14 protein-coding genes are annotated in these 15600 nt (G+C 69.1%); 5 read left to right on the forward strand and 9 right to left on the reverse strand.

The genetic code is table 11. The annotated features are described in order from the left end of the window. Positions 1-6: 6 nt before the first annotated feature. Complete coding sequence (locus ABV606_RS03700; RefSeq protein WP_435415367.1) at positions 7-717, reverse strand: response regulator; 711 nt, start codon at positions 715-717, stop codon at positions 7-9. Positions 718-770: 53 nt separating this feature from the next. Next, the gene (locus tag ABV606_RS03705; RefSeq protein WP_353988395.1) at positions 771-2009 is read right to left on the reverse strand and encodes a sensor histidine kinase; all 1239 of its coding nucleotides are present in this window, start codon (positions 2007-2009) and stop codon (positions 771-773) included. 195 nt (positions 2010-2204) lie between these two features. On the opposite strand from ABV606_RS03705, the gene ABV606_RS03710 reads away from it, so the two are divergent. After that, on the forward strand, positions 2205-2897 hold the full coding sequence (locus tag ABV606_RS03710; RefSeq protein ID WP_353988396.1) for a hypothetical protein: 693 nt from the start codon (positions 2205-2207) through the stop codon (positions 2895-2897). 31 nt (positions 2898-2928) lie between these two features. Here ABV606_RS03710 and ABV606_RS03715 read toward each other — a convergent pair whose 3' ends face one another. Further along, the gene (locus tag ABV606_RS03715) at positions 2929-3159 is read right to left on the reverse strand and encodes a DUF3499 family protein (RefSeq protein ID WP_353988397.1); all 231 of its coding nucleotides are present in this window, start codon (positions 3157-3159) and stop codon (positions 2929-2931) included. 44 nt (positions 3160-3203) lie between these two features. On the opposite strand from ABV606_RS03715, the gene ABV606_RS03720 reads away from it, so the two are divergent. Beyond that, positions 3204-3632 carry a metallopeptidase family protein gene (locus ABV606_RS03720; protein WP_281489219.1) on the forward strand — a complete coding sequence of 143 codons (429 nt, stop codon included), beginning with the start codon at positions 3204-3206 and terminating at the stop codon, positions 3630-3632. A 51-nt stretch (positions 3633-3683) separates the two neighbouring features. Here the strand turns inward: ABV606_RS03720 and ABV606_RS03725 are convergent, their stop codons facing one another. The 3 genes from ABV606_RS03725 to ABV606_RS03735 all read right to left on the reverse strand — a co-directional run bounded on the left by ABV606_RS03725 (position 3684) and on the right by ABV606_RS03735 (position 8734). Next, positions 3684-5177 (reverse strand): DUF5719 family protein, encoded by a 1494-nt coding sequence (locus ABV606_RS03725; protein WP_353988398.1) that lies wholly within the window; start codon positions 5175-5177, stop codon positions 3684-3686. Next, a complete protein-coding gene (locus ABV606_RS03730; protein WP_353988399.1) occupies positions 5164-8298 on the reverse strand; it encodes a glycosyltransferase in 3135 nt (1044 codons plus the stop codon). Before ABV606_RS03730 ends, ABV606_RS03725 begins: the two co-directional genes overlap by 14 nt. Before the next feature lie 115 nt (positions 8299-8413). Then, positions 8414-8734 carry a WhiB family transcriptional regulator gene (locus ABV606_RS03735; RefSeq protein WP_353988400.1) on the reverse strand — a complete coding sequence of 107 codons (321 nt, stop codon included), beginning with the start codon at positions 8732-8734 and terminating at the stop codon, positions 8414-8416. A 433-nt stretch (positions 8735-9167) separates the two neighbouring features. Between ABV606_RS03735 and ABV606_RS03740 the strand changes: the two genes are divergently transcribed. The 3 genes from ABV606_RS03740 (at position 9168) to ABV606_RS03750 (ending at position 13193) form a co-directional block, all read left to right on the forward strand. Then, on the forward strand, positions 9168-10376 hold the full coding sequence (locus ABV606_RS03740; RefSeq protein ID WP_353988401.1) for an acyl-CoA dehydrogenase family protein: 1209 nt from the start codon (positions 9168-9170) through the stop codon (positions 10374-10376). A 39-nt stretch (positions 10377-10415) separates the two neighbouring features. After that, positions 10416-11798: an O-antigen ligase family protein gene (locus ABV606_RS03745; RefSeq protein WP_353988402.1), complete on the forward strand. Its 1383-nt coding sequence runs from the start codon at positions 10416-10418 to the stop codon at positions 11796-11798. 99 nt (positions 11799-11897) lie between these two features. Next, entirely contained in the window at positions 11898-13193 is a 1296-nt protein-coding gene (locus tag ABV606_RS03750; RefSeq protein WP_353988403.1) for an O-antigen ligase family protein, read from the forward strand. An 8-nt stretch (positions 13194-13201) separates the two neighbouring features. On the opposite strand, the gene ABV606_RS03755 is transcribed toward ABV606_RS03750, so the two are convergent. From ABV606_RS03755 to galE, 3 genes are all read right to left on the reverse strand, one after another. Beyond that, positions 13202-13447 (reverse strand): hypothetical protein, encoded by a 246-nt coding sequence (locus ABV606_RS03755; RefSeq protein ID WP_353988404.1) that lies wholly within the window; start codon positions 13445-13447, stop codon positions 13202-13204. Positions 13448-13603: 156 nt separating this feature from the next. Beyond that, a complete protein-coding gene (locus ABV606_RS03760; RefSeq protein WP_353988405.1) occupies positions 13604-14617 on the reverse strand; it encodes a glycosyltransferase family 2 protein in 1014 nt (337 codons plus the stop codon). A 4-nt stretch (positions 14618-14621) separates the two neighbouring features. Continuing rightward, positions 14622-15587, reverse strand: coding sequence for a UDP-glucose 4-epimerase GalE (gene galE, locus ABV606_RS03765; protein WP_353988406.1), 966 nt, complete (start codon positions 15585-15587; stop codon positions 14622-14624). Positions 15588-15600 lie beyond the last annotated feature (13 nt).

Here is a 15600-nt window from a genome sequence, read left to right on the forward strand (position 1 = left end):
GGCGAATCAGCCGTCGCCGCCGACTTCGACGAGCCCCGACTCGTAAGCGAATACCGCGATCTGCACGCGATCGCGAAGCGCAAGCTTGCTCAAGAGACGCGACACATACGACTTCACAGTCGCTTCACTGAGATGGAGCGCTCCTGCGATGTCGAGGTTCGAGCGCCCGCGCGCGACGAGCCGAGCGACTTCGACTTCGCGCTCGGTGAGACCCTCCAGCACTTCAGCAAGCCTCTCTCTTGCCGGATGGCGCCGGATGTGCCTTTCGATCATGCGGCGCATCACCGCCGGGGCGAGCATCGAGTCACCCGCCGCCACGACTCGAACGGCGTTCACCAGCCCCTCGGGTGAGATGTCCTTCAGCAGGAATCCTGATGCCCCGGCTTGAATCGCGGCGACCACGTGCTCGTCGAGGTCGAACGTCGTGAGCACGACCACCCGCGGCGGCGGTTGGAGCGCTGCGATGATTCGGCGTGTGGCATCGATGCCGTCGACTCGTGGCATCCGCACGTCCATCAGCACCACATCGGGCCGCGTGGCGATGGCAGCCTCGACCGCCGCGATGCCGTCGGCGGCCTCGCCGACGACTTCAAAGCCTGCGTGTTCCAGGATCAACCTGAATCCTGCTCGGACGAGGTCTTGGTCGTCGACCACGAGCACCCGCGTTGCAACTCGAGCATTCTGCGTATCTCCACCGTCGGGCGATGGAACCGTCACGAACGGCGCTGCTTCGAGGGGCGCAGCCGATCGCGGCTCCGCTCCGGCCCCCCTCATGCGGAATCCCTAGGAATCACGGCGCGCACGCGGAAACCGTCGGGCACCATCCCGGCTTCGAGTCGGCCGCCGTAGAGTTCGGCGCGTTCGCGCATTCCGATCAGGCCGTGTCCGGAGGCACGCGCCGAGCTCGCCCCGGGTGCTGCGCCATCGACTTCTGCGCGTGCTTCGCCGATGCCGGTGGCGCGCTGCCGACCGGAGCCGTTGTCGTGCACATCGATGGAGAGGGTCTCGGCGTCGCAGCGGACGGTCACTCGCGCCCGACCGCCATCGGAGTGCTTGCGCACGTTCGTGAGCGACTCCTGCACAATGCGGAATGCGGCGAGCGCGAGCCCCGGCGGGATGTCGTCGGGCGTGCCCGACACCTCGAGGTCGACCTCGAGACCGGTCGCGCGAGTCTCACAGACCAGTGCTTCAATTCCCGCCATCCCTGGTTGCGGTGCGAGCCCATCGGGCGCGTCGGAGTCTCGCAGCAGCGCCACAACGCGCCGCACCTCGTGAAGCGAACTCGTTCCCGCCGCGCGGATGGCTGCCAGCGCCTGACGAGCCTGATCCGGGTCGTCATCGACGACCGCCTGAGCAGCACCCGCCTGCACCACCATGACGCCCACCGAATGGGCCAGGATGTCGTGCAACTCGCGCGCGATGCGCGAACGCTCGCTGGCGACCGCGGCCTCGCTGTGCTCGCGCGCTTCGCGCTCGGCGAGACTGGCCCGCAGGGCAGCGGTGACCGCTCTCGATTCCGACACCCGGAGCCCCCAGCCCACGGCGAATGCGAGGACGCAGACCGACCAGTGGAACAGGATCTCGTCGATGCCTTGCAGAGCGGGCATGAACAGGTCGCCGAACAGCAGGGTCGCCGCGGCCGCGCCGGCTCCCAGCCACGGCGAGCGCCCTCGACCGTGCCTCGCAGCGCTGTACAACGCGAGCATGAATGGCACGACCTGACCCCAGAACATCGCCTGCATCGTGCCGAGCGTGAACACTCCGATGCCGAGCCAGAGCAGGAAAACAGCGGGCAGCAGTCGCGGCAAGCGGCGCCGCAGTGCAAGCACGCCGGAGACAGCCACCACCCCGAGCGTGCTCACGACGGGCGAGCCGTCGCCCAGGGCCGACCCGAACACGCCCCAGGCTTCTGCGACGCCTGCGATCGCAAGGACGAGCGCGAGCGCGGCATCCTGCACCGCCCACCAGGCGCGCCCGCGCCATACCGTGCGCCCGCGCTGTGACCCCATGGGGTCACGGTAGCGGCGCACGATGACGTATGCATCATCCCGTGGTCGATCGTGCACTCGACCACGGTCGACCGAGGTCGCTCCCAACGGGGCCCACGTGTGCCCTCGAGTCGGATTCGCCAGACACCGACGCTTCGTAGCGTGAGGCGCATCGCTCGACGGATCCACTTACGGGCTGAACCGACAGGAGTGCTGATGTTCCGCTTCGCTGAGTTCCATCGAACCGTCACCGCCGCATGCCTCGGCGTCTGGGCCGTGCTCTCGGTGGTCTTCGTCGTGACCGCGCCCCCGCTCGACGCGCCGGCGACCGCCGACGGCCCGGCATTCGCCGCTGCGGTATCAGCGCATGCGTTCCTCTGGTCGCAGGGCGCGTTGATCGTCGGCGTTCTGGGTGTCGCGCACCTGCTCCGCCGCCGCACTCCGGTGGTCGTCGCAGTCGCGGCCGCTTGCACCACCGTCGGAGCGATCGGCCACGCCGCATTCGCTGGCATCGAGTTCGTGAGAGGCTCCGGCGGGGCTGGTGCGGCGGACGCAGTGCAGGCGGCGGTCGACGGCTCCGCGGGTATCGTCGCGCTCGTGGCGCTCACTGGCACCGCGGTGGGCATCCTCACGCTGGCGATCGCACTGTTCCGCGCGAAGCAGGGTCAAGCGTGGGTGGCGGCGCTGCTGGTCGCCTGGCTGATCGTGGAGTTCGGGCTCAGTGGCATGGGCTTGTGGGCCATGCTGCTCTCAGCGGCAACGCTCGTGGCCGCGGGAGGCGGGCTGGCCGCAATGGTCGCGCGCAGCGATGTGCGATTCTGGGCGACCGCCCACGAAGTGGGCGCACCCCGGGCGCACGAAGAGGACGACTCGCGCGGTGGTGCGCGCGCTCGCTCGCCACGATTGTGAACGCCTGGGCATCCGATTCCGGTATGCGGAATCAGGCGTCGACGGCGCCCGGCAGCGGCTCGGTGACGAGCACGTGACGCACTACCTGCCAGCCCTGCGGCACCGACATCCGCTCGGCATGACGGGCGCACAAGTCGTAGCTGTGCGGCTCCGGGGCGAGGCTCAGCGGGCCGAGCACGGCCATCGAGTCGGCGTAGTCGTAGGTGAGCGTCGAGACCGCGTCTCGACCGCACGCGATCTTGCTGCAGGGTCGGGCACTCATGGCCCGACCAGCCTAGGCGCGGCCGCGGCGACTAGGCTTGCGCCATGCCACGAACCCGACACGCGGCGGCTCGGCGCAACGGCCGGCGCGACCGGCACCGCGGAATCCGATCCTCGGTCGCAGGCCCGTTCCTGCCTCCGTTGAACGGTCGTGTCGAGTTCTTCGACCTCATCGTCGCGTCGACGGCCGACTACCTCCGCGGAGTGTTCCCCGGGCAGCTGGAGGATGTGCGGTTCGAGGTGGCGGCACTGCCTGAGAAGAGCGCGGCGGATCGGCTCGAGCGGTGGCGCGTGTACCCGCGTGAGCGACGGATCGTGCTGTACCGCCTTCCCATTCAGCGCATGACGAAGCTGCACCGGAACGACGACTGGCACCGCCGTGCGGTGATCGAGAGCTGCGTGTTCCACGCGGTCGCCGAACTGCTCGGCCGCGACCCGTGGGAGATCTCACCGGACCGCTTCCACCACTTCTAGTCCGGCTGCTTCCCGACCGGGCCGCGCTGGCAGTCAGCGACGCTGTCGCCGCTACTGCAGCACGACGCGCACGCGCGGCTCCGCCGCCGCGGCCGCCGCCACCGGGTACGCGGCGAGTGCGCGGTCGCCCGCGAACACCACTGCGGCGTGCAGTTGTGGCGACTTCGGGTCGTCACCAGCAGCATCCGAGGCGCCGTCGATCGAGATCCTGTACGCCGAGACCGGCGCGAGCGGCATCACGGCTGCCCCTCCCGCCGCGATCTCGACGGTCTGAGTGTCGGCGCCCACGCGCTCGAGCGTCACGGTCGCGGGCGATGTCGACGAGTTGCTCAAGTGCAGCCGCGGAGCCGGCCCTGCTGGAACACTGAACTGCGTCGGTTCGACCAAGCGGGGCGCGGCAGCAAGCCACATGAAGTCACCAGCACGGGATGCCCCGGCATCCGCCGAGCCGCTCGATCCTGGTGAGCCAGTCGCCGCCGCCGACACCGTCGACACGCGAACGCCCGCCACGAGCGGCGCGTCGCTCTCGATGCGCACGACATAGTCACCGTCTTCGAGCTCGGTGAGGGGCACCTCGGTCACCACTCCTGGCTCGAGTTCGCTCTCGAGCGATCGGCCGACGCCGCCCGTGCTGACCGGGGCGATGCCGACGGTCGCCGTCACCGGCTCGTCGCCGACCGTCATGAGCCGCAGCACAGTCGCGAGATCGGCGAATCCCGCCGTCGCCAAGTGCTGCCGCACGAGTGCAGAGGCGCGCACCGTCACGCCGGGGATCGTCAGCCGCTCGCCTGGCAGGGCGGAGGCGACCCAATCGGCGCCGTCTGCGACGATGCCGCGTTCGGTGGTCTGCTGAAGTGTCGCTGTGATGCCCCCGCCTCGGCTTTGCACGCGCACGACCGGTGATTCCTCATCCGGGGCGAACGCGGCGAGCGGCACGAGGCGCTGGGCTCGCGGCGAGATGACGATGCCCGTGGCGCCCGGCGCCGCGATGGGGCCGCTTGCGCCGAAGAGCGAGATATCGACGGTGGCAGCGACCTCCGTGGGATTCGTGACGATGAGCACTCCGGTGCGCCCGACGGTGCTCGCTCCGCCGACGATCCACACGTCACTCGCCGGGGCGGCGCAGTCGGACGCCGCGAAGCCCCGCACGGCATCGCTGTCGGCGTGCTGCGATTGCGCGGCCGACACCTCGGCCGCGCCCACTCCGGGCTGGGTGACGAGACTCGGAGTCTCGCCGCCGGCTGTGCTGTCGATAGCGACGGCTTCGAGCGGTCCTGTGCTGGTCAGCTGGGCGGCGCCCACCGTATCGAGCGCGTTCGCGTCGTGACCGGACTCATCCCCGAGTCGCAAGAGCCCGCCAGGGCACGTGCGCGATTGCGCGCTTCCCACGGGACGGACATCTGCCTCGGACGGCTCTGCCTGCACGTGTGGAAGCGGCAGGAAGCTCGCCGCTCCGATGGTTGCTGCCGCGACGGCGATCGCGACGATCCCGCCGGCGATCCGCAGGCCGAGAGCCGCACGGCTCAGAGGCTCAGGCTCGTGCATCGGGCACCTCCTCCCGCGCTTCAGGAGGCGCCGCCTGCGTCTCAGCGCGCCCACCGGTCTCGGTCGCGCCTACGAGCACCGGCTCCGAGCGCGCGTCGCCTGACTCGCCGACGGCTGCCTTGTCGTCGGGCTCGGCCCGGCGGCGCCTGGACGCGGCGACGATCTCGGCATCCGTCGCGCGACGAATACGGCGGTGCCGCACTCCGGTCGGTAGCGCGAGCAGCAGGGTGAGCCCGATCACCGTGCCGACGACGATGTTCACCAGCAGCGGGCGGATGCCGGCATGCGGAAGCTCGAGGGGTGCGGTGCTCGGCTCCACCACCCGCCAGAGCGTGCCGTAGCGCGTCTCTCCCACCGCCACGAAAAGGTCGTTCTGGTCAAGCGCCTGAGCGGCTTGTGCCGTCGCATCACCGTGGGCGACTGCCGCCGTGCGTGCAGAAGCGGTGGCTGATGAATCGGCCCCGGTTCCCGGCGTCGCCAGCACGACGAAGCCGATCTTCAACGCGTCGAGCGCCGGGCGCGCATCGTATCCACTCGGCACCGAGAGGTTCGCGGCGAGTTCGCCGATCAGGGCGGCGCGCTCGGCAGCCTCGGCATCTGAAGCGCGCCCCGACGGCGATGCCGCAGCGAGCGTCGAACGCTGATCGAGCGAGGCGCCGGCGCCGCGCTGCAGCTCGGCGGCGAATCCGCTCGAGTCCGGCAACGCCCGCAGCAGCAGCGTCCCGAGCTCTGGATCGCGGGCCGCCTCAGCCGTCACGTAGGCGGGGAGCATCGAGCCGTCCGTGCCCCGGAGGGCAGCCGTGCCCAGGTGTGGGGCAGCGATGAGCGGCGATGCGAGCAGCATCAACGAGATCCCGCTCACGAGCCCTGCGGGCGCCACAGCGACGCGCATGGCGTCGAGCGCCGCTGCCGCTGCGATCGTGATGCCGAGCCAGTAGAGGCTGAGGCCTGCGCCGGGCCAGATGGTGAGCGGCTGGCCGTCGACGGAGACGAGCGCGAGGTGCGAGCAGGCCACCGCGGTCACGTAGCCGAGCAGCGCCAGCACGAGCGCGGGCAGTGCGATGCGCGCCGAGCGCAGGAACATCGCGAGCAGCGCCAGCACCGCGATGGGCGCGGTGAGCGCTGCGACGACGACCGCCGTTACCGGTGTGCCCTCGAAGCCGAGCGCCGCGGCGATGGCCGACCATCCGTGCAGGCCGAGCTGAGGTGCACCGAGGGCGAGCTGCCACCCGGAGTCGATGGCACCGGAGGCGGGAAGCGCTGGCACTCCGGGCTCGGCGAACACGGCGAGCGGCGTTCCTTGGCGCAGGTGGTCGATGAAGTACGGGGCGAAGAGCACGAGTGCAGGAATCGGCGCGATTGCGAGCCGATGGATCGAGCGAGGGCGGGTGGCCATCGAGATCACCCAGGCGATGAGCAGTGCCGGCCAGAGCATCGGAGCGCAGGCCACGACGCCGGCGAACAGCAGTGCCGCGGCCCCGGCTGCCGTCCAACTGCGCAGCGCGAGGAGGCCCGCGAGCAGGAGCCACGGCAGCACCGCGTGGGCGATGGAGGCGCCGAGGTGTCCCTGTGTCAGACCGGTCAGGAGGGGCGGCGCGAAGGCCCACGCGAGGGCGCCGACGTTGGGGGCCCACGATCGCTTCGAGAGCCGAGCAATGACCAGCCAGGCGCCGATGGCGGCCACCGGCATGGCGAGCAGCGTGACGGCGATGATCGCGGTGGAGGGAGACCAGAATGCCATCGAACCGAAGACGGCGAGCACCCAGGCGAAGGGGTCTGCGGCACCAATGAAACCGGCGCCGGCATCCCTCCAGCCCACTCCCGTGTTCGACCAGAGTTCACCGGGCGTGGCGCTCAGCGGCGCGAGTCCACCTCCGCTGAGCGCTGCGGATGCCGCGAACCCGCCGAACGCGACGACCGCTGCCACAGCGGCGAGCAGCGCCACCCAGGCGCCTCCGCCCGTGAAGAAGTCGGGATGCTCTTGAGCACCGTGCGGCCGCAGGGTGCCGATCGCTCGCTCGTACCGGTCGCGCTCATGAGCTCGCAGCTCGCGCTTCTCGGCGATCGTCATGCGGAGCGGGCTGACCGCGGGCCAGCCCGCCGAGCGGTGCCGGCGCAGGTTCCTTCGCGCCGGGAACACGCGTGCGCCGCCGAACATGACCGCGAGGGCCGCGGCGAACTCACCGGGGATGAAATCGGGCCGTTTGGAGATGAGGTGCCCGAGCGAGCGCAGGATCGCCAGCGGCAGCAACGAGAGCCAGTGGATCGGCAGCGCGGCGGCCGGCGCGTACACCATCCGACGGTGCAGTTGCGCCGTCCTCGCGATGCGGTGCTGCGCGATGCCCGACACCGCTCGACGTCCGAAGAGTTCGGGTCCGCCGGCGCTCAGCACCCGCGCGTCCGGCACGCCCACCACCCGGAACCCCGCGAGGCGCGCTCTCACACAGAAGTCGAGTGCGGCATCGGCACTCGGCAACGCGGGGTCGAAGCCGCCGAGCGAAGCCCAGACGGAGCGGCGCACGAGCATGCCGCCCGCTGCGACACCGAGCACATCACTCTTCGTGTCGTGCTGCCCCTGGTCGAGCTCATCGCGCACCGTGATCACCGATGTGCCGTACTTCGTGAGCGTCTCACCCCATTGCGAGATGACGCCGGGGTCATCGAACCGCATCAGCTTGGGGCCGGCGACCGCAACGGAGGGAGCGACCTCGATCGCGCTCAACAGCGCGGCGAGGGCGTGCGGCTGGGGCGCGTTGTCGTGCGCAAGCAGCCACAGCCACTCGTCGTCGGCGGTTGAAGCGCCGCTCGGTCCGGCGGGCGTCGCGGCCGCACCGGGAAGGAGCGCCGACACTGCCGAAGCACCGGATGACGCCGGAACGGATGCGGGGGCCACTCGCAACGCCGCACTGACGGCGGCCCCGAAGCTCGGCCTGCCTTCGACGCGTATGACCTGCGCGGCGCCCGATTCCGAAAGGATCGCCCCCGAGTCGTCACTCGACGCGGCGTCTACGGCGATGAACGCGTCGGGGCGGCGCGACTGGGATTCGAGCGCCTGAAGGGTGCGCCGCAAGTACTTCGCGCCATCTCGGGCGACGACGATCGCAGTGACTCGGGCGGACATCGGTACGAGCCTAAGTGGGGCGCAAGCCGGGGAGGGACTGACACACGCGGGCGGCTCGGAACGCGTCAGCGACCGGGCTCCCGCTCAGCGGCATCCGCGATACTGCGACGCGGAGTCAGACCGCTCGGCGGCGCAGCTTGCGGCGTTCCCGCTCAGAGAGCCCGCCCCAGATGCCGAAGCGCTCGTCGTTCGCAAGCGCGTATTCGAGGCATTCGGAGCGCACTTCGCACGAGGTGCAGATCTTCTTCGCGTCACGGGTCGATCCGCCCTTTTCGGGGAAGAAGGCCTCGGGGTCGGTCTGAGCGCAGAGGGCGTCGGTCTGCCAGGCGAGCGGATTGTCTTCTTCGACGATCGCCGGGCGGATGCCGGGGATACCCAGCCTCACGGGGTCGACATACCAGTCGTCGGGCACTCCGCTGCGGTATCCGCTTGCCATCTGCCTGCTCCCCTCAAGGTTTCTGGACTCGCTTAGCGATAATTACACTCTTGTAGTTCACGCGCGTCAAGTCGCGGATTCTAGAACTCTCAACTCAGGTCTGAAGGTTGCGCCGCGCCGATGAATGTGTCACAAATCGCTGAGCGCGCCGTTTTGCCTCGAACTCGCCTTCACTACGAGCCCGAATCCCGCTGCCCTTTTCGCCCTGAACGACCGCCGACGCGCTAGAGCGCTGACACCCGACGGCCCGCCCAGAAGCGGGAACTACCCGCACGCCGCCTGAGCCGGGCGACAACCGAGCCAGACGGTGCACCTGCCGCGTTGGTGGAAATCATCAACGGTATGTCGCGGCATCCGCACTCGGTTCTACAGTGAGCAGCATTCGGGCGCCGAGAGCACTGCGCCCGGTCGAACCTCAGCGATGGAGCAGGCAATGGCGCACACCTCGACGACGGACGCCCCGGCGAAGTACACGCCGGTCGTGGGCGACTTCTACGACTTCTCGAGCCTCTTGAGCGAGCAGGAGCGCTCGCACCTCGCGGCGCTGCGCGAGTACCTCGAGCGCGAAGTGCGGCCGATCGTCACCGAGCACTGGGTGAACGCCACATTCCCCCGTGAGCTCGTGAGAGGACTCGCGGATGCCGGCGCCACCGGGTTCGCCTGGCCCGAAACGAGACGCTTCGAGAACTCGGCGGTGTTCCGGGGGTTCATCACGATCGAGCTCGGGCGGATCGATGCCAGCGTCGCCACCTACATCGGCGTGCAGAACGGACTGGTGATGGGCACCTTGGGCGTGTGCGGCAGCGAGGCGCAGCGCGCGGAGTGGCTGCCGAAGCTCAACTCCGGCGAGGTGGTCAGTGCGTTCGGCCTCACCGAGCCCCTCAGCGGCAGCGACAGCGCCCAGGGGCTCCGCACGACCGCGAAGCGCGAGGGCGACCACTGGGTGCTGAACGGCCGGAAGCGCTGGATAGGGAACGCGACGATCAGCGACATCACGATCATCTGGGCGAAGGATGCCGATGACGGCAACGTCAAGGGGTTCATCGTGCCGAACGACACCCCGGGTTTCACCGCGACCAAGATCGAGAACAAGCAGAGCCTGCGCATCGTGCAGAACGCCGACATCGTGCTCGACAACGTGCGAGTGCCGCACGAGTTGAAGCTCGAGCACGCGAACTCGTTCAAGGACACCGCGAAGGTGCTGCGTCTCACTCGCGCCGAGGTGGCCTGGGGCGCGGTCGCGAACGCGATAGGCGCGTACGAGGTCGCCCTCGAATACGCCAGGGAGCGCGAGCAGTTCGGCAAGCCCATCGCCGGGCACCAGCTCGTGCAAGACCTGCTCGCGAAGAGTCTCGGCAACATCACCGCCTCGCTCGCGATGTGCGTGCGCGTCTCGCAGATGCTCGACGAGGGCACGCAGCGAGATGAGCACTCGGCTCTCGCGAAGGCCTACGCGACAGCGCGAATGCGAGAGACGGTCGCCTGGTGCCGCGAGCTGTTCGGCGGCAACGGCATCGTCTCCGAGTACGACGTGGTGCGGTTCTTCGCCGACGCCGAGGCGCTGTACTCGTACGAAGGCACGCGCGAGATGAACACCCTGATCGTGGGCCGGGCGATCACCGGTCACGCAGCCTTCGTGTGACCCGCCAGCGTCGTCGAGGCACCCCAGTACGCTCGAACCATGAGCGAACGAGCGGATGCCGCGCACGTCGCGCCGCGGCCGGTTGAGCCCGTGCGGCTGGCCGATGGCCGTGGCATCCGGCTCCCTCCGCTGCACGACGGCCGAGTCATGCTCGGTGCGGCCCTGCTGTTCACGGGCGTCGGCGGTCCGGCTCTTCGCAATGCCCTCGGCTGGTGGGCGTGGGGCGCGATCGTCATCGCCGGCCTGCTCACGGCGATCGTCTGGCTCGTGCGCGAGCGGTGCCGCGTCCCGTGGGGCGCGGTGCCGTATTCGCTGCGGCTCTGGTTGATCCTCGCCGCTCTCAGCCTCATCTGGTCGCACTACCGACTCGAGACGCTGCTTGGCCTGTCGCTGCTGGTCGCCGCCGTAGTGGCCGCCATGCCGCTGGCAACCCTCCTGACGCGCAGTCAGATGCTCGACGCGCTCGCGTTGATGTCACGGTGGCTGCTTGGGCTCTCGATCGTGTTCGAGCTCGTCGTGGCCTGGTTCATCCGGCATCCGATCGGGCCCGCCTGGATGGACAAGTCGCCCGACGATCTGCTGAAGCTCGAGATGTGGTCGAGGAACGTGCTGTTCGTCGACGGCAAGATCCAGGGCGTGCTCGGCAACTCCACCATGCTGGGCACCGCGGCGGCCATCGCTCTCATAGCGTTCGGCCTGCAGTGGTGGCGCGACCGACACGTGCGCGTCTGGCACGGAGCATGGGCGCTGCTCGCGCTCACGATCGTGGCGCTCACCCGCTCGGCAGGAGTGATCGTGGCGCTGCTCGCCACGGCGGCGGCCTTGGTGCTCGCTCTCGCCACACGGCGCACGAGCACGAGGCGTGCCCGCGGCATCCTGACTCTCGTGATGCTGGGAGCGGCAGGGATCGTGGTCGCCGTGATCGCCTTCTTCACCGAGCCGGTGCTTGAGCTCTTCGGCAAGGACTCGACCCTGACCGGCCGCACCGGCATCTGGGAGACCGTCGTGGGCCTGGCGGCCCAGCATCCGGTGGTCGGGTGGGGCTGGACCGGGTATTGGATGCCGTGGACCGAGCCCTTCGACGGTCTCGTCGTCGTGAACGGGGTCGAGCAACTGCACGCGCACAATGCGTGGCTCGACGTGTGGCTGCAACTGGGGTTCATCGGCGTGCTCGCCTTCGCGATGCTCGTCGCTCGCGTGTTCATGCGGGCCTGGCTGGCCGCGACGAGTCGGCCGCGGCGCTCGCTGACCGACCCTCGCCCGTTCAAGCCCGAGACGCTGCTGCCGCTGCTGGTGGTGGTGTTCCTGGTGGTGCAATCGGTGTCGGAGAGCCACTTGCTCGTCGAGGGGTGGTGGGTCGTGTTCGCCATGCTCGCGATCGGTCTGAGCGCGCGCGAGTTCAGGGATCCCGAGTTGCGCTGATGGCGGCCGTGATGCCGCTCGATCGCCCCAGCCTTCTGCGCGCCGGGCACACCGCTCGGCGCACGGCCGGCAGGCGCACTCACAGGTAGCGTGGTGCCGATGAGCCGCCACGCTTCGATCCGCAGCTCGCTGAAGGCGTTCTTCGGCGATGCGCGGCTGGCTGGGGCCTTGACGACGACCGCGCTGGGGCTCGGGGTGTTCGCATTCGCGCTGGAGCGGATGATCGGCGAGGCCGGGCTGATCGCGATGCTCGTGACGCTCGTGCCGCTGTGCGCCGGATCGCTGATCGCTCGGCGTGCCACAGTCGAGTGGCTCGCCGTCGTGCCGATCTCGATGCTCGTCTTCCTCGGCTGGGCGGCCCTCTCCGTGTTCTGGAGTCAGTACCGGCAGGAAACGCTCGGCGGCGTGGCCTATCTGCTGGCGTTCACCGCACTCGGCCTCATGGTGGCGTTGACACGCGACACGATCCAGATCATCCGCGCGGCCGGAGATGTGCTCAGAGTGACGCTCGGCCTCTCGCTCGCCCTCGAAGTGCTCAGCGGGCTGCTGATCGATGTGCCCATCGCATTTCTTGACATCAGGGGACACATCGCGCGCGGCGGACCGATTCAGGGCATCGTGGGCAGCCACCACGAGGTCGGTTTGCTCGCCGTGATCGCCGGCATCACGTTCACCATCGAATGGCGCACGCAGTCCATCTCGCGCGGGCTCGCGGTCGGGTCGCTCGCTGCGGCGGGCTTGACGCTGCTGCTGGCTCGCTCGCCCGTGTCGTTCGGCACTGCCGCCGTCGCGATCACGGCCACCGCAGTGCTCTATGGGGTGCGTCGGCTGAAGCCGGCGCAGCGCACCTTCTGGCAACTCGCCATCCTCGGGGCCGCCGCTCTGATCGCCCTGGCGGTGTGGATGCTGCGCTCCCCTATCGTCACAGCGTTGAACGCGACCGGCGATCTGAATCTGCGGCTGAGGCTGTGGCAACAGGTGTGGGCGCTCGTGCCGCTCCACCCTCTGGAGGGGTGGGGCTGGATCGGCCAGTGGGATGCCGGCATCTCGCCGTTCTCACTGTTCAACACGGTGAGCCGGCAGACGCTCACGTCAGCGGCCAACGCCTACCTCGACGTCTGGTTCCAGCTCGGGCTCGTGGGGATCGCCGCCTTCGTCGGGATGCTGGCGCTCGCGTTCGCGCGTTCGTGGCTGCTCGGCGCCCGCCAGCGAAGCGTGGTCTACACCTGGCCGGCGGTCGTGCTCGCCGCGCTCATGACCTCGGCATTGGCGGAGAGCAGCATCCTGTACGAGTTCGGATGGCTGGTGTTCGTCGTCTGCTGCGTGAAGGCCTCGCAACGGCTCAGTTGGCGGAACGCGTTCCAGCGGCCCCTCGAGCAAGACCCGCTGACGTAGGCGTTCGTCTACTGGTCGGGGTCGCCGAAGACGCGGCGTGTCAGCGCCTGGACGTCGCGATCCAGGTAGTCGAAGCGGCGGTTCATGGATTCACTGAGGGCCCTGATCTCGGAACGGAGCTCCGACCGAAGGCTATCGAATCCGTTCTGCACGAGTTTCACGAACATCGTCGAGAGCAGCGTGAGCATGCCGAACAGTCCGGCAGCAAAAACGCCGATCAGCACCCAGACTTGTGGCTCGGTCGCGGTGATCACCCTTCGATTGTCAGTGATGTGATCGAGAAAGGCTAGGCCGTTCCATCGTCGCGTGGGCGATTGCCGCGCAAACTCCGGATAGCTCTCGCAAGGGTCTGCATGTGGAGGAGGCTCGCGCGGACAATGTCACGTGTCGACGCCTCGCCGGGCTCGATCTCAGGCGGGTTGCAGCACGTCGCGAGCGATGTCGAGGTCGCCCTGGCTCGAGAGCACGCGATACGAGCCACGCCGCCACTGACGCAGCACCGGCCCGAGGCGCAAGAGGCGGGCGCGAGGATAGTGGGCACGAGCCGCCTCGAACGAAGCCTTCTGGCGCGCCAGGCGCAGCACACGCTCGTCGACAGAGGACGCGCCGGCACCGGCACGAGCACCGGCACCGGCCGCAGAGAGCGCTTCGAGGCGCGACCGCAGCACGGCGGAGCGCTCGGCAAGGCGCTGATAGCGATCGGCGCGGGGTTCCAGCATCCGGCCGATCTTGTAGCGCAGCGTTGGCTTCTGCACACCGATCTGGTTGCTGCCGTGCTGGCGGTAGTCGATCAGTTGCGCTTCAAGGGCCTGCGTCGCGCCGATCGCCGCGGCCACGATCGCGAGCCACTCGTCATGCACCCACTCACGAGGAAAGGGCAAGGCCGCTTCGAGCAAGGAGCGCCGGAACACCACCGTTGCACCGGTGGCGAGGTTCCGTCGCAGGTAGGCGTCGAAAGCTCGGCCGTGGTCGATGAGCTCGAGCTCGGCGGGCGAGATGCGGAGCCCTTCGAAGAGCGTGACGCCGAGGGGCCGGCCGTCGGCATCCGTCAGTCTGGCATCACTGTGCTGCAGCAGCAGCCGGGGCGACCGGTCGAATTCGCGCAGCGCGCGATCGAGGCGGTCGAAGTGCCAGACGTCGTCCTGGTCGCAGAGGGCGATCAGATCGCCCGAGCAGGCACGCACGGCGCGTTCGAAGTTGGCGGTGACCCCGAGCGGCGACTCCTCGGGCTCGAGCACGACCAGGCGCACGCTCGACCCTTCAAAGGCGACACGGATGATGGCGAGGGTCTGATCGGTCGAACCGTCGTCTGCGACGACTACCTCGTCAGGGAGCCGGCTCTGCGAGAGGATGCTGCGCACCTGCTCATCGACGTATCGTTCGCCGTTGTAGGTGCACAGCGCGACGGAGACGGAGTAGGGCACGGCTTCAACGGTAGCGGTGCGCCGACCACGCCGAGGCGACGATCTCTGCGACGCCGCGCTGGGCCCGCCAGCCGATGCGCTGCTCGATGCGCGACGCGTCCGCCACCAGTGCGGGCGGATCGCCTGCGCGACGCGCCAGCACCTCGGGCTCGAGGGTCGACCCAGCTTCGCGCAACACCTGCTCGACGATGACGCGCACAGATGAGCCGAGCCCCGTGCCGATGTTGAACACCTCATGCCGGGCCGGACCATCGGCAAGCGCGTCGAGCACCGCGAGGTGGGCCTCAGCGAGGTCGAGCACGTGCACGTAGTCGCGCACGCACGTGCCATCGGCTGTCGGATAGTCGTCGCCGAAGATGCGCGGCGACTCGCCCGTCTCGATGCGCTCGATCACCATCGGAACGAGGTTCAGCACCGCCGTGTCGCCGAGATCAGCCCACCCTGCGCCGGCGACGTTGAAGTAGCGCAGGCTCGCGCCACGAAGGGCGCCCGCAGCGGCGACATCGCCGACCAGCCACTCCCCTACTAGCTTCGTCTGACCGTAGGGATTGACCGGCCGGGTCGGCGAGGCTTCAGACACCAAGGGGTCTTCGGCGTGGCCGTACACCGAGGCCGACGACGAGAACACGAAGCGCTCGACTCCTACCGCCTCAACAGCTCGCAGCAGGTTGACCAGGCCGCCCACGTTCTGCTCGAAGTACCACAGTGGCCGCTCGACCGACTCGCCCACCTGCTTCTTCGCTGCGAAGTGCACGACCCCGTCGACGCGAGCATCGCGCAGGAGCGCTTCGAGTCGCTGATGCGCATCGCTCGCAGTGAGGTCGAGTTCGTGAAACTCAGCGCCTCCCACGCGGTCGCGGTCGCCTGTGCTGAGGTCGTCGACGACGATCGGCGTGTCGCCGCGCTGCGCGAGAAGCCTCACGACATGCGCACCGATATAGCCGGCACCGCCGGTGACGAGGACTCTCACGGCTTCAGTCTAA

This window comes from Ruicaihuangia caeni (genome assembly GCF_040536845.1).
Lineage (GTDB): Bacteria > Actinomycetota > Actinomycetes > Actinomycetales > Microbacteriaceae > Ruicaihuangia > Ruicaihuangia caeni.

Bases quoted from the DNA above. Each gene is read 5' to 3' on its own strand.
- ABV606_RS03705 (WP_353988395.1), bottom strand. From the start codon at position 2,009: ATGGGGTCACAGCGCGGGCGCACGGTATGGCGCGGGCGCGCCTGGTGG.
- ABV606_RS03710 (WP_353988396.1), top strand. From the start codon at position 2,205: ATGTTCCGCTTCGCTGAGTTCCATCGAACCGTCACCGCCGCATGCCTC.
- ABV606_RS03715 (WP_353988397.1), bottom strand. From the start codon at position 3,159: ATGAGTGCCCGACCCTGCAGCAAGATCGCGTGCGGTCGAGACGCGGTC.
- ABV606_RS03720 (WP_281489219.1), top strand. From the start codon at position 3,204: ATGCCACGAACCCGACACGCGGCGGCTCGGCGCAACGGCCGGCGCGAC.
- ABV606_RS03725 (WP_353988398.1), bottom strand. From the start codon at position 5,177: ATGCACGAGCCTGAGCCTCTGAGCCGTGCGGCTCTCGGCCTGCGGATC.
- ABV606_RS03730 (WP_353988399.1), bottom strand. From the start codon at position 8,298: ATGTCCGCCCGAGTCACTGCGATCGTCGTCGCCCGAGATGGCGCGAAG.
- ABV606_RS03735 (WP_353988400.1), bottom strand. From the start codon at position 8,734: ATGGCAAGCGGATACCGCAGCGGAGTGCCCGACGACTGGTATGTCGAC.
- ABV606_RS03740 (WP_353988401.1), top strand. From the start codon at position 9,168: ATGGCGCACACCTCGACGACGGACGCCCCGGCGAAGTACACGCCGGTC.
- ABV606_RS03745 (WP_353988402.1), top strand. From the start codon at position 10,416: ATGAGCGAACGAGCGGATGCCGCGCACGTCGCGCCGCGGCCGGTTGAG.
- ABV606_RS03750 (WP_353988403.1), top strand. From the start codon at position 11,898: ATGAGCCGCCACGCTTCGATCCGCAGCTCGCTGAAGGCGTTCTTCGGC.